This window comes from Nitrosospira sp. TNL300 (assembly GCF_055385915.1).
The window spans coordinates 1,900,518-1,913,163 of record NZ_AP041005.1 but is presented as its reverse complement, the minus strand read 5'-3'; the positions used below and the strand labels follow the sequence as shown (position 1 = coordinate 1,913,163).

Annotated in this window: 10 protein-coding genes and 1 pseudogene; 7 read left to right on the top strand and 4 right to left on the bottom strand. The window is 52.3% G+C overall.

What is annotated here, in order from left to right:
• The first annotated feature begins 64 nt into the window (after positions 1–64).
• Positions 65–1,264: an NAD(P)/FAD-dependent oxidoreductase gene (locus ACZ5BW_RS08845; protein WP_464539038.1), complete on the top strand. Its 1,200-nt coding sequence runs from the start codon at positions 65–67 to the stop codon at positions 1,262–1,264.
• A gap of 57 nt (positions 1,265–1,321) precedes the next feature.
• On the opposite strand, the gene ygiD is transcribed toward ACZ5BW_RS08845, so the two are convergent.
• Positions 1,322–2,059: a 4,5-DOPA-extradiol-dioxygenase gene (ygiD, locus tag ACZ5BW_RS08840; protein ID WP_464539036.1), complete on the bottom strand. Its 738-nt coding sequence runs from the start codon at positions 2,057–2,059 to the stop codon at positions 1,322–1,324.
• Between the two features lie 807 nt (positions 2,060–2,866).
• Here ygiD and ACZ5BW_RS08835 point away from each other — a divergent pair.
• The gene (locus tag ACZ5BW_RS08835; protein ID WP_464539034.1) at positions 2,867–4,729 is read left to right on the top strand and encodes a GumC family protein; all 1,863 of its coding nucleotides are present in this window, start codon (positions 2,867–2,869) and stop codon (positions 4,727–4,729) included.
• 117 nt (positions 4,730–4,846) lie between these two features.
• On the opposite strand, the gene ACZ5BW_RS08830 is transcribed toward ACZ5BW_RS08835, so the two are convergent.
• Positions 4,847–5,209: a hypothetical protein gene (locus tag ACZ5BW_RS08830; protein WP_464539032.1), complete on the bottom strand. Its 363-nt coding sequence runs from the start codon at positions 5,207–5,209 to the stop codon at positions 4,847–4,849.
• A gap of 332 nt (positions 5,210–5,541) precedes the next feature.
• Between ACZ5BW_RS08830 and ACZ5BW_RS08825 the strand changes: the two genes are divergently transcribed.
• Entirely contained in the window at positions 5,542–5,736 is a 195-nt protein-coding gene (locus tag ACZ5BW_RS08825; protein ID WP_464539030.1) for a hypothetical protein, read from the top strand.
• A gap of 7 nt (positions 5,737–5,743) precedes the next feature.
• Positions 5,744–7,180 (top strand): homospermidine synthase, encoded by a 1,437-nt coding sequence (locus tag ACZ5BW_RS08820; protein ID WP_464539028.1) that lies wholly within the window; start codon positions 5,744–5,746, stop codon positions 7,178–7,180.
• An 898-nt stretch (positions 7,181–8,078) separates the two neighbouring features.
• Here the strand turns inward: ACZ5BW_RS08820 and ACZ5BW_RS08815 are convergent.
• Positions 8,079–9,314, bottom strand: a complete 1,236-nt coding sequence (locus ACZ5BW_RS08815; RefSeq protein ID WP_464539026.1) for a vanadium-dependent haloperoxidase — start codon at positions 9,312–9,314, stop codon at positions 8,079–8,081.
• A gap of 325 nt (positions 9,315–9,639) precedes the next feature.
• Between ACZ5BW_RS08815 and ACZ5BW_RS08810 the strand changes: the two genes are divergently transcribed.
• Both ACZ5BW_RS08810 and ACZ5BW_RS08805 read left to right on the top strand, forming a co-directional pair.
• On the top strand, positions 9,640–9,858 hold the full coding sequence (locus ACZ5BW_RS08810; protein ID WP_464539024.1) for a hypothetical protein: 219 nt from the start codon (positions 9,640–9,642) through the stop codon (positions 9,856–9,858).
• Between the two features lie 394 nt (positions 9,859–10,252).
• Positions 10,253–10,732 (top strand): VOC family protein, encoded by a 480-nt coding sequence (locus tag ACZ5BW_RS08805; protein WP_464543677.1) that lies wholly within the window; start codon positions 10,253–10,255, stop codon positions 10,730–10,732.
• Positions 10,733–11,203: 471 nt separating this feature from the next.
• On the opposite strand, the gene ACZ5BW_RS08800 is transcribed toward ACZ5BW_RS08805, so the two are convergent.
• Complete coding sequence (locus tag ACZ5BW_RS08800) at positions 11,204–12,142, bottom strand: RNA-guided endonuclease InsQ/TnpB family protein (RefSeq protein WP_464539022.1); 939 nt, start codon at positions 12,140–12,142, stop codon at positions 11,204–11,206.
• On the opposite strand from ACZ5BW_RS08800, the pseudogene tnpA reads away from it, so the two are divergent.
• Positions 12,089–12,552 (top strand): annotated as a pseudogene (gene tnpA, locus ACZ5BW_RS08795) (IS200/IS605 family transposase). The gene ACZ5BW_RS08800 and the pseudogene tnpA overlap by 54 nt on opposite strands.
• Positions 12,553–12,646 lie beyond the last annotated feature (94 nt).

Genomic DNA, 12,646 nt, shown 5'->3' with positions numbered 1-12,646 from the left:
CCCTATAAAATGACAGTAGTACAGAATAGTCCTGTTTGCCAGTAAAAAGAGCCGATAACAGCAAATGTTTCCGGACCGGGAGATATCGGATGTTGTTGTCATAGGTGGCGGACCTGCAGGCGCCACCTGCGCGCTTGCGCTCGCGCGTGCGGGTGTTGATGTAAAGCTGGTGTACTGGGGGGGTTACGCTCCAGGCGGCATCGAACTCGTATCGGGTCAGGCCCGCCATTTTATCGAGCAGTACTGTCCCGATTTTTTTTCAGAGGTGGTGCACGGAATAGAGATTCATGAAACTGTCTCGCTGTGGGATACAGCCGAGCCGGTAATATTCAATGCAATGTTTAATCCATGGGGTGCCGGTGTAGCGATCGAGCGTCCGCTTCTGGATGAAGCTTTGCGAAATCTTGCTGCCGACGCGGGCAGCACTATAATCCCCGATACCAAAGTAGTGGGCGTGGAGCGCCAGAGTGACAGATGGCGGCTGATCGCGCGTTCTTCCCAGGAAGCACCTTCCAATGAAACCACTTTCGGCGCAGGTGAACGCGCTATTTATGCGCGTTTTATAGTGCTTGCGACAGGCCGCGTGCCACTACCGTTTTTTGACCATGTACCTGTATCGGAGCCCTCGCAGATTGCCCTCATGACTTCGCTCCAGGCACGGATGGCGCCCGGCCATACTCTCTATATCGAGGGTACACGCAGTGGCTGGTGGTACGCTTTGCCTGCCGGAAAAGGATATTTCGCCGGTTTTTGTATCGAAAGGAATGAACTCAAGCAGCGGCAGTCGCGCTTAAAGGATTTTTTCTTTCAGGAATTGCAGTGTACCCGTCTTCTCGCGCCATTGTCGGCAGGAGCTTCCGATCAGCGGCCGATATCCGGACGCACGGCTGGCGCGACGACGTTTCCAGTAATGGGTGGAGATGCCTGGATTGCAATCGGAGATGCAACGGCAGCGCCAGACCCTCTCAGTGGAACGGGGATCGAGTGGGCAATCGAATCTGCGCAGCTCGGCGCAGACATGTTACTGGAAGCTTTACAGAAATCTGAAGGGAATGTTCTTTTCGATCTGCCGGGCTTTGAGAATGCGATACGCCAACGCGTTTTCTCTCAGAAAAAGACGGCCGCTTACCATTACCATAGGTTAAAAGAGATAAGGGAAACAAAGGAAACAAAGGAAACAAAGGAAACAAAGGAAACAAAGGAAACAAAGGAAACAAAGGAAACAAAGGAAACAAAGGAAACAAAGGAAACAAAGGAAACGTGAGGAAGGGCTTTCGTGGAGATACGCGGGGGTCCAACCTTTGCTTCAGATAAGAGGACCTTATATCCCGATCTGGACTGCTGTCATGGAAATTGATCCATCATCAAATCCTTCCACCGGAAAACTGATTTCCTCGTTGTGCTGCCTCTGAGCAAGAATATAGAGAAACGGAAGGTAATGGTCAGGGGTTGGCACCGATAGCAACGCGTCCTTTCCCAGCTTTTCATAGGCAATCAGGGATTCGACATTGCCTGATCTCAGCGCTGTACGCACCATTTTTTCAAACCGCAGAGCCCAGTCATAGGGTTCTGCATCATGCTTTCCCCATGAATAGGCGTGCAGATTATGGACGATATTACCGCTTCCCAGGATAAGGACGCCACGATCCCGCAACGATGCCAGATTTCGCGCCGTCTCATAATGCCATGCGGCCCCTTTGGTTTCATCTATACTCAATTGAATGACGGGAATATCCGCATCCGGAAACATATGGACGAGGACCGACCAGGTGCCATGATCAAGCCCCCAGGTCGTGTCCATGACCGCATCAGGCAGGAGTAAATCCGCAACTTCCGCTGCAAGTTCCAGGGAGCCGGGCGCTGGATACTGGACTTGATACAGTTCTTGCGGGAATCCGCCGAAGTCATGAATCGTGGGTGGATTTTCCTGTGCAGTTACCGCTGTTTTCGGTATGTACCAATGTGCGGAAACACAGAGGATAGCTTCAGGTTTGGCCGGAAGGTCCGTGCCAATAGCGGACCAGGCTTCAGTATACGCGTTGCGGGACAGGGCATTCATAGGGTTTCCATGGCCTACGAAGATGGCGGGCATTGCGGTCATGAGATTGGGCAGGAGCTATGGAAGTGGGGAAAGTTGGAGGGGCGCTGCCGGGCTTACTGGAACGCCATGATTGTTGAAGTCACCGGAAGCACATTGGCAATCGCAGGAAAGCGTATAGCGGTATACTCCTGGTCGGATGGGAGCTTCTTACACGTTTTCTCTGAAGTATATCACACCATGATTTTTTCCCGCTTCCGGTAATCTTTCAACCGTTTTCCACTGCCTGCATTTATTCGTCTGAAAATGTGCAAACATTTTTTGCCGAAATGCCGCCGATCGGGGATCGAACGAAGCAAAGGCATTGCCGAACAGAACCTGATCACGATGTTTTTTCATTTTGCGTTTCCTGAAAGGATTAAAAGGCTGATTTGGCTGATTTGCGTTCCGGTTTTGGTACAAACCCTATCTATCAAGCGTGCGATTGCGAACCGTCAAGTTAAAGCAAGCGTTTTACAATAATATGAATATCGCTGCTTTTTTGGATGGGCCCATTGTCAGAGGATGAACCCTTTCCCGTTTGTGCGGCACCGTACAAAAGCTTCATTTATCGCGTGACATTTGTATCGAATCAATGGAAGAATTGCGCGGAGGAGTGTGGGTGATAGATGCCATGGCCGCGGCTGGCGCAGGGGAATTGCAGGCATGATGAAAAACAGAGTCAACTTGCATTTTGGGGGCAATTCACACCAAATGGGGCGGATTGCTGATAAGAGTGAATTCCCTTGGTATCAATCTCGCAGGTTCAATATTTTTGGACTCGTATTTATGACGAGCGCCGCTATCAGCCTTGCTTACGTTTACAGCCAGCCGGCAATTTATCGTAGCAGCGCGACATTGCTTACTTCGGCCATGACACCGATCGATCAGCAGAGCGATGATGCCGATATCCAGCACGTTGCAATCCAGCGCCAGATCCTGCTGGGACGGGAGCTTGCTGCCGAAACCCTGGCGAAATTGAAGGCTTCTCCCATCGGCAAATCTCTAAATCGGTTGACTGAATCTGATATTCAGACTTTATTGGCCGTCGAGCCTGTTCCCGAAACCAACCTCGTCGAGGTCACGGCGGAAGGTTCAGATCCCCGCTTTTTGCCTTTGCTCATCAATACATGGATAGACGTATACCTGGAGGCGCGAGGTGAAGAAGTAAAACGTTTGAAGAGCAATACTGAACGTATTGTCGAGGATGAGCTGGAGGGGTTGGCTGACAAAGTTACTGCGGCGAGAGCGGCGCTGGAGACCTTCCGGGAAAACAACAACATTCTATCGACAGAGCGCGATGAGAATGAACCGTCGGCCCGGCTGAAGGGGCTGAACGAGTCGCTTAACAAGGCTTCCGAGGCTGAGGTCAAGGCGAAAGCGGAACTGGATGCTATCAGGGCCGCAATTGCCAGGGGAAAGGCAGTGGTTCCGGACGACGAGAAAATCAGCCTGGCCGACCTCGAGAAGCGTCTGCATGATTCACGTGAAAAACTGGCGGAATTCGATAAAAAATTTACCCGCGAGTACTTAAACCTGCAACCCGACTTGAAGTCTCTCCCTGAGCAGATCAAGGAACTCGAGACTGCTATCAATAATAAGCGGTTGCGTGGTCAAGATGTAGTCTTGAACGAGGCCGAGGTAAATTATGCGGCCGCACGACAGACTGTCAGGGATATTCGCGAGCAATTGGGCGAGCACAAGCAGCGGGCCTCGGTCTTCGCGACAAAATTTACCCAGCACGAGGCGTTGAAGAGCGATCTGGAAGGGCTGGAAAAGCTGTATCGGGATACGCAGGAACGGCTGGTACAGGTGAAAACCGGACGCAAGGACAAATATCCGCAGGTCGATGTGATCAGCAGGGCGTATGAATCAAAGGAGCCGGTAAGGCCGAACTACAGTCGTGAAGCCTTGATAGCGCTCACCGGTTCCCTGCTGCTGGGGTTGATCAGCGTGTGGGTTTTTGAGTATCTGACCCAAAAGAAGGAACAACAGCCTTCCATTGCGGTATTCGGTGTGGAGAGATATACCCCGCCTGCTGCCGAACTGATTGATCATCCTCATGCCGCGCTCGGGGCCAAAGCCGAACCGTTAGAGCAGAAAACAAACTTTGCCTTGTCAAAACCGGTGCACAGGGAACTTTCGAGTCATCAGTTACGGACCCTGATCAACGCCGCCAGCCTGAAAGGGAAGCAGCTTATCGGTTTGCTGCTCAGTGGCCTCGACATCGATGAAGCGGCATCATTGAAGGCGAATCAGCTCAACGAGCGTGCCAATGTCATCAACCTCGACGGAAGATCTCCGAGGACGGTGCCGCTCAGCAATCCGCTCAAATCCTTGTTCCAGCAATCTGGCAATCGTCCGGTATGGGACCCGGATGATTCGCAGACACGGGTCGATCTGTCAACAGCGCTGGTTTGCGCCGTAATCGATTCGGGATTGCCTGATCCCCAGGAAATCACCGCCGAGACGATCCGACATAGCTACATTACTTATCTTGTACGCCAGGGCTTGCGGCTTTCCGATCTGGAGCAGATCGTCGGTCATCTGGACCCTTCGGTGATTTCGAGTTACAGCGCTTATTCGCCCCCACAGCAGGGCCGCCCTCTGTACGAGATCGAAGTGCTGCATCCTGCGTTGCTCGTAATCTGAGCGGAATACCTTTCGCGCAAGCAATACACTGCCCTTCCCTTAGCCTTAAACCCTTTCCTAAACCGGGCAATCCCTTCGGCTTGAGGAAGCTCTCCGAAGGAGTGCCTGGAGACAGGATCACCCCACTGTCTTCACCGGACCATGATCGTCGCAATGATCATCATGGGGATAGTGAAGATGGCCTCCGACCAGATAATCCACATGGTCTCCGTGAGGCACGGCTTCGTGACCGCAGTCGGGGCCGTGTACATGGCCTTGCGCGTGACCTTCGCATTCATGTCCCGGAGTACAGCCCTGGGGATTGGTCTCACTGACATCTATGACATGCTCATCGATATGGTTGCCGTGCGGGTAATGCAGATGGCCATCATGAAGGTAGCAGACATGGTCATCGTGTGCGACGCCAGTGTGGCCGCATTCCGGGCCGTGGGGATGGGTATGATTTTCATGCTGTGGCAGGATACAATTAGAATTCGTCATAGCGCTTTTCCTTAAGTCTCAATAAGGTGAATCAGTTCAAAAGCTGATGCATCCATAAATAACAATAAAAATGAAACGACATAACACTCACTCTTGCATTCGAACCTACCCGCTTGCTTCCTTTTTTCTTACGTTACCGGTTACCCTTGGTACGACGACGAGACCGCACCCGCATCCGGCAGGGCCGCATGCAATTTGAAGGGTATATTAAAATAATGGTTTGACCATTGTTTGACTCCACCGGTTCCTGATCGAGGGAAATCCATGCCGGAAAGACCGGTAGGAAGAGTATTTGCAGGACGTTTGCAATCCTGGCCTGGCGGCAGTTAAGAGTGGAAAGAGTGGAGCGTGAGTACGGGCAGGGACCTACGCCATCTCAAGGAGCCTATCTGCGGCAAAGGATTCTATCTGCGATAAATATCAGTGTGGATGATACGTGGATCGAAATCGAAAAGTTATGGGACAGAACTGATTGGCAACTGGAAAAGGCAGTGATGGCAGTGGCCGGCAATAAAGAGGAGGGTTAATTTCGATATGGAAATGAAAGCACACAAGCAGGCAAATACCAAACACGCGCATTTGCAGGGGAATTTGATAATAGTGGGTTTTGGCAGCGTAGGGCAGGCTTTGCTTTCGTTACTGTTTCAGAATATCGAGATGCGTCCGGATCAGGTAAGGATAATTACGGCTGATGAACATGGCGGCGAAATCGCACGCCATTTCGGCGTAGTATTCATGCACCATTCGCTGAACGAGGAAAATTATCTTGCTGTGCTGGAGCCCTGGCTCGATGAGGGAGATTTCCTGCTTAATCTCGCAGTAGACGTTTCCAGCCTTGCCCTGATGGAATTGTGCTGGCGGCGAGGCGCATTGTATCTGGATACTTGCATCGAACCCTGGGCTGGCGGATATATTGACCAATCCGTTTCCCCGTCTTTGCGTTCCAATTATGCATTGCGTGAGCAAGCGCTCACTTTTGCGCGGGAAAAGCGGGAAGGCCCCACCGCGCTTCTGTCGCATGGCGCGAATCCGGGTCTTGCCTCGACTTTTGCGAAACAGGCATTACTGAACATTGCTGCTGACACCGACATGGCAGTGAAAAAACCGACAAACTCCTGCGAATGGGCGCAACTTGCGCATCGGCTCAACATAAGAGCAATCCACATTGCAGAGCGTGATACCCAGGTCGCTTCCCAACGCAAACAGCCCGATGAGTTTGTCAATACCTGGTCGGTGGATGGTTTTGTCGGGGAAGGTCTTCAGCCATCGGAACTGGGATGGGGCAGTCATGAACGCCATTGGCCGGTGGATGGGGCGCATCATGGATTCGGATGTGATGCCGCCATTTATCTCAGCCGCCCCGGCGCCTCTACCCGCGTGCGCAGTTGGACACCCCTCGGCGGACCGTATCATGGTTTTCTGATAACCCATAACGAATCCATTTCGATAGCCGACCATCTGACATTGAGAGAAAAGGGAGAAGTAATTTACCGCCCAACAGTGCATTACGCTTATCTTCCCTGTGACGATGCTGTACTTTCAGTCCACGAGCTTGCGGGCAGAAATTGGCAGGTACAGGCGAAAAAGCGCATTCTTCGGGATGAACTGGTGGAGGGAACGGACGAGCTTGGCGTGCTGCTCATGGGCCACGCAAAATGCGCTTACTGGTATGGTTCCCGGTTATCCATACGGGAAGCACGCCGGCTTGCACGGTTCAATAGCGCTACCAGCTTGCAGGTCGTGGCTGGCATTCTTGCCGGGATGATATGGGCTCTGCAGAATCCGAGATCGGGTGTGGTGGAACCTGAAGTAATCGACCACGAGCTTGTCCTGGAGGTGGCCAGGCCCTATCTCGGAGAGCTTGTAGGGGTCTATTCGGGCTGGACTCCGCTGCAGGATCGAGGATGGTTATTTGACGAGGATATCGACAGGGATGATCCCTGGCAATTCAAGAATGTCCGCGTAACATAAGACCTGCTGCTTTAATCTTTAAGGTTCCGCAACCGGGACTTCTGCGACTTCATTTTTCATGTGACAGTCCGAGAGGGCTGCCATTGCTACTGCATGGGAAACAACTGCGGCAACAATTGCTGCCGCCGCATTCCTGAGCTTTTGACTGCTAAACTTTTTCTTTTCTTTCCTGGGGAGATTTCGATCTGCTGACAGACTTTGGAACTGGCGAATTTTTTACCATGCTATCAGGTGTGTCGGCTTTCGATCGAGAATGTTCGAGTTTTTTCTTGGTAAAGATTTCGGCTCCTTTGTCGAGCAAGTCAGAAAAAAGGATGTATTTGTGCGAAGTGACATGCTGTTTCACGTTCAACCTCCTAAAGTCCGTTAGAACAACCGCTACACGCTCAAAACTCAAACAACAAGCGACAAGACGTCACTTGTAAAAATTTTAGGCACCGGTCCGGACGCTTTTGTTCCCAGGCATGTTCATTTCGTCATTTATTGCCGATTTCATGGCCATTTTACTCATGCCTGTCAAGGATTTTGTTTTCCACAATAACTGTGGATAACTTTGTTGATAAGGTATGAGCACAATCGGTAAGTAACGTCTCCGTAACGGATTTTTTTATTCGGCCATTTTTTGTCATCAAAAAAACAGATTTGTTTTCAGGCGGTTATAAATAAGCCTTATATCAGGAAAGTTTTGCAAAAAAGGTTTCTCGAAGATATGGCACTTTTGTGACGCTGTGGATTAATTCAATTTGTCAAGCCCATTTTGAATGCTGGCTGCATCATTTGTTGCGGTTGATATCGTCTTTAATGTGAAGGAGCGCCTGCTCGAAACCGCAGGGGGATTATGAGCATCTTGCGCAAGGAGGATCGCGCTTGGACAGAGCTTCTGAGGGCACATAAAAGCTTACTGGTCAGTGCGGAAATATTTCATGACTGCCAACTCGGCAATTCGCCTACCCATGGCGGTGCCTACCTCGCCGGAGTTGCGATAATGTACTCCATCATATATGCGTGCGTTGGCTACCTCCTGGATGACCTCATCGATATTTTTCCAGCTGCGCATCACGCCACCCGCCGCGCGACTGGTAGTAGCCAGAGGCGGCACGGATTCTGCACCGATCTCAGCTTTCAGTACCGTTCCTACCGCGCCTGCGACGATGCAGTGGGCGCACGGGTATTCAGGATGCATGGGTGTGTCGATAAAGGGAACCCATGAAGGATCCCGTTCCGTCGCGTTGTTTCCATCAAGATCGCCATTGCGAATGGCAGTGAGCGGACGCCAGAAGCCGTAATGATACTTGGCGTCAAATACCGCTATAAGTGCATCGGTCGAAGCCTGGGTTGCCGCCGCAAAGAGGCGCGCATTTCGGGTGATCTCCCTTCCCGGCGCTTCGGCAACCGAACGCATCACTCCATGGTAGATCGGAGGCATTACTTCTTCCCAAAAACGGGCAATTTCGGTCTGAACAGCGGTGCGCTGGCTGTGCTTCCCGCCCAGCGCTTTGACTTCATTGTAGTCGCGTGCCCATAGCTCGCTTTCCAGTTGGGGAGGAGGGCCGGGACGAAATTGGGCAGGATTGTCCATAAGCCAGGGCTTGATCTGCAGCCAGTGCGGTGCTTCCGGTATTACAGTAGGCACATAGACTCCGGGAGAGGTGTGCGGGCGGTATGATTCTCCTGCATCGGCACCGTCCTGTGCCCGCTGCGACAGAATTCCCGCTGCGGCTTTTTCGCCAATCGCAAGGCCGTCGCTTCTTGCGATATCGTCCGGGATGGTAGCGAGCGCCTGGCGATAGGCAGTATCGATAGCTGTCCGTTGCGCCGGTACCAGGGCTGTAAGCGTAGCGCGATTTGCCGCTGCAATGGCGGCCTCAACCGAGGCTTCCGGCTTACTTTTCAGCTTGAGGTCGCTGGCCGGATATTGCTGGGTAATTGCGTTTGTTGCCTCATATACCGCGGTTTGCACGATTGCGAGAGCACGGTCTGCCGGGAGCGGGCCCAATCCCGAGTCTACGATAATATCGCCTGCCACGCGGTTCCAGTGCGTCACTGCGTCGGCTCGCGCCGCGGAACTGACAAGAATAGGTATAACGGCTATTGCCAGTACCAGTAACTGATTCTTCTTTACATCTTGAGTCATTGTTTTTCCTTGCTGACGATTGGGCAGGATAGGAGATATGAATCGACATAAAAGTCTCCTTCCTGCCGAGGCGCATGCTGCTGAACATTTCCCGATGGAGTAGCGGACTATGAAACAGGCGGGAGATCGAGGAGGACAGACATTGCTCGTAGTATTTCTGGCTTTGCCGGTTAACCAGCGCTTGCAGGTATTCACTCAATTAGTGCTAGTTGGGCTCAGGATGAGTGCAGGATGAAGCAATTGGTATTAGTATGAAAGTATAACTGCTACAGTCTGAGTTCGATCGGTTATATTAACATTTCCAGACGCTGAGGAGGCTTAAACAATGGATATTGAATGGAAGATAGTTGATGAACATCATCAGGAGGTATTCGTAGAACAGCATGTAAGAGGGTTATTGTGGATCACGACTGCAGGGTTTTCTTTCTGGCATAGCTATCCCAATCCGGGAATCGATCTGTCGCACGTAAAGAACATGGAGGAGGCCAAGGAAGTCGTGGAAGCGGCATTGCGGGAAGAGGAGTATGAAAAGCCCGTGCGGTAGAAACAGACGGACGTTTAATACTGTTTGATGCTTTGACGAGGCTTCAAGAAGCGTCTTTGAATCAGGAACCCTAAATGCTGAAGCAAGCGAAATGGGCAAGGATTCCTGATGCGTAAGTGTTCGTCTGAATTCCCCCGTATGCAGCACCTTTTGCATTTCCTGACACCGTTACATCAGGTGTAGTAAATCAAATCTGACGTGTTGGCAGCTGTCAGATTTGATTTCGTCTTGAAACTACTTGGATGGCGGCTTTCAGCCAGAAACCACCTGTCGCCTCTTCGGTATTCGACATTTAAAGGACTGCTCCGTCACACCCTGGTCCGCAAGCTGCTAAAGTAGTGCGGTGCCTGCTCAGCTTGAATGTACATATCTGTTCCAACTCAGGAGAACCAAGATGGTCAGCAAGAACACGATTTGTCTCTGGTACGACGGCACCGCGTTGGACGCCGCGAAGTTCTACGCCGAGACGTTCCTGAACAGTGCGGTGGAGGCAGTCCACCGTGCGCCTGGCGACTATCCTGCGGGCAAGCAGGGCGATGTCTTGACGGTCGAGTTCACGGTAATGGGCATCCCTTGTCTCGGCCTGAACGCGGGCCCAGCGGTCAAGCACAACGAGGCATTCTCGTTCCAGGTTGCGACCGACGACCAGGCCGAAACGGATAGCTTGTGGAACGCGATTGTCGGAAACGGCGGCCAAGAAAGCGTATGCGGTTGGTGCAAGGACAAGTGGGGAGTGTCATGGCAAATCACGCCGCTTGCCCTGACAGCCGCAATCACCGATCCTGATCGAGCAGCGGCCAAGCGCGCGTTCGAAGCCATGATGGGAATGGGAAAGATTGACATAGCTGTGATCGAAGCGGCTCGACGTGGCTGACGCGCCCGATGCCTAACCCATGTGGCCGCCTGCCTGCTTGTGTTGGTTGGGAATGACTGCTTTGGGTCGGGAGTAGACATTCACGATCTGACACATCCTGTCAGATCTAATTACAATGTATACACATCAGGCGTTTTATTTTCCACAATTGCTGTGGATAAGTTTGTTGATAAGCTGATGAAAGGAAGAGTAAGTCGCCCTCCTGTAACAGCTTTTTCTTGTCTGGCTATTTTTTGAACATTTCTAAAAAGGCTTTACTATCAATAAATTAAAATAAAGTCAAGCTCTGTTGCAACCTCCAAAGAGCATGGCGGTTTTCGATTCTGAGTTCAGAGCAGAACTGTGGATTATTCTAAATGTCAAGAGAAATCTTCCCGGTAGATATGTTTCTCCGCTGGTTCTCGTATGGATACAAAGAAAACGTGCTCTTGACATCCTCTCCCGCCTGAAGGCAGGGGATTCCTACGGCGCTCAAGCGCGGCATTGAGCCGCCCCTGAGTCGCTTCGGTAGGTTCCTGCTGCTGGCGACCTGGACATATTGCTCACCTGCAAGTTCTCGATACACACCATTGCGTGGTTTTGGCTGATCGTGGTCGTGGCCTTGTGCAGGTAATCGCGGCGGGCGTTGCCGATGCGGGCATGAATACGCTGGATGCGAGCTTTCGCTCGTCTCCAGTTGTTGCTGAACTTGGTCTTGCGGCTCATGCCCTGTTGCGCAAGGCGCAGCGCGGACTCATGCCGCTTGAAGCTGTTCAGGGGCGCGTAGAACGTGCCGTCCGACAGCGTGGCGAAACGGGTGATACCCATGTCGATACCGACCGCGCCGCCCTGCGGAATCGGCTGCTCAAGCTCACGCTCAGTCTGGATCGACATGAACCACTTGCCTGCATTCAGACTGACTGTGACGTTCTTGACTTCGCCCAGCACCTCACAGCTGTTGCGGTAACGCAGCCAGCCCAGCCTGGGCAGGAAGATGCGGGCGTTGCCTTGGTCGAGCTTGATCTGTTTCGGGTCGGGGTAGCGGAAGCTGTCGGATTGACTCTTTTTCTTGAAACGCGGGAAATCGGCCCGCTTGGCGAAGAAGTTGGCGTAGGCGCGCTCAAGATCCTTGAGCGTCTGTTGCAGCGGATGCACGGGCGCATCCTTGAGCCATGGCGTGAGTTCCTTGCACAGCCCAGCATAGCCGAGCTTCTTGTCGCCCTGCTCGTAGCGCACCTTCTGTAAGGCCAACGCCTTGTTGAACACGAACCGGCACGACCCGGCGAAACGGCGCATCTGGTGCTGCTGTTCGCCAGCCGGCATCAGTTCGTATTTGAAGGCTTGGAGACGTTTCATGCGGATAGTATAGTTTGGCCTATGAGCAACGACAACGATATCAGGCACGGCAGACACTGCGTATTTCTGATGCATGTGCACCTGGTCTTCGTAACCAGATACCGCCGCGAAGTGTTCACCAAGGAAACTCTCGACGGCCTGCGTGACATCTTCGCCAGCGTCTGCGCCGATTTCGAGGCGGAACTGGTGGAGTTCGACGGCGAGGACGATTACGTCCACCTGCTGATGAACTATCCTCCAAAGTATCCGTCTCGGCGCTGGTGAACAGCCTCAAGGACGTATCCAGCCAGATGATCCGCAAGAAGAGCTACCCGAGCATCCGCAAGAAGCTATGGGACGGTGCACTGTGGTCACCGTCCTGCTTTGCCGGTAGCTGTGGCGGCGCTCCAATCTCAGTGATTCGACAGTACATCAAACAGCAGCAGGCGTCCGCGCTATCCTTCCCCGGCCTGAAGGCCGAGGCTTGTCGCGCACCTGGTCAATAATGTGTGCTAACGAACGGTTTTAGTTACAGCTTTCCCCTACTGTAGGAATGCGGTATTTATTTGTTCCGTGCCGAACTTGCGAAAAGGATCATTC

Bases quoted from the DNA above. Each gene is read 5' to 3' on its own strand.
- ACZ5BW_RS08845 (WP_464539038.1), top strand. From the start codon at position 65: ATGTTTCCGGACCGGGAGATATCGGATGTTGTTGTCATAGGTGGCGGA.
- ygiD (WP_464539036.1), bottom strand. From the start codon at position 2,059: ATGAATGCCCTGTCCCGCAACGCGTATACTGAAGCCTGGTCCGCTATT.
- ACZ5BW_RS08835 (WP_464539034.1), top strand. From the start codon at position 2,867: ATGACGAGCGCCGCTATCAGCCTTGCTTACGTTTACAGCCAGCCGGCA.
- ACZ5BW_RS08830 (WP_464539032.1), bottom strand. From the start codon at position 5,209: ATGACGAATTCTAATTGTATCCTGCCACAGCATGAAAATCATACCCAT.
- ACZ5BW_RS08820 (WP_464539028.1), top strand. From the start codon at position 5,744: ATGGAAATGAAAGCACACAAGCAGGCAAATACCAAACACGCGCATTTG.
- ACZ5BW_RS08815 (WP_464539026.1), bottom strand. From the start codon at position 9,314: ATGACTCAAGATGTAAAGAAGAATCAGTTACTGGTACTGGCAATAGCC.
- ACZ5BW_RS08810 (WP_464539024.1), top strand. From the start codon at position 9,640: ATGGATATTGAATGGAAGATAGTTGATGAACATCATCAGGAGGTATTC.
- ACZ5BW_RS08805 (WP_464543677.1), top strand. From the start codon at position 10,253: ATGGTCAGCAAGAACACGATTTGTCTCTGGTACGACGGCACCGCGTTG.
- ACZ5BW_RS08800 (WP_464539022.1), bottom strand. From the start codon at position 12,142: ATGCATCAGAAATACGCAGTGTCTGCCGTGCCTGATATCGTTGTCGTT.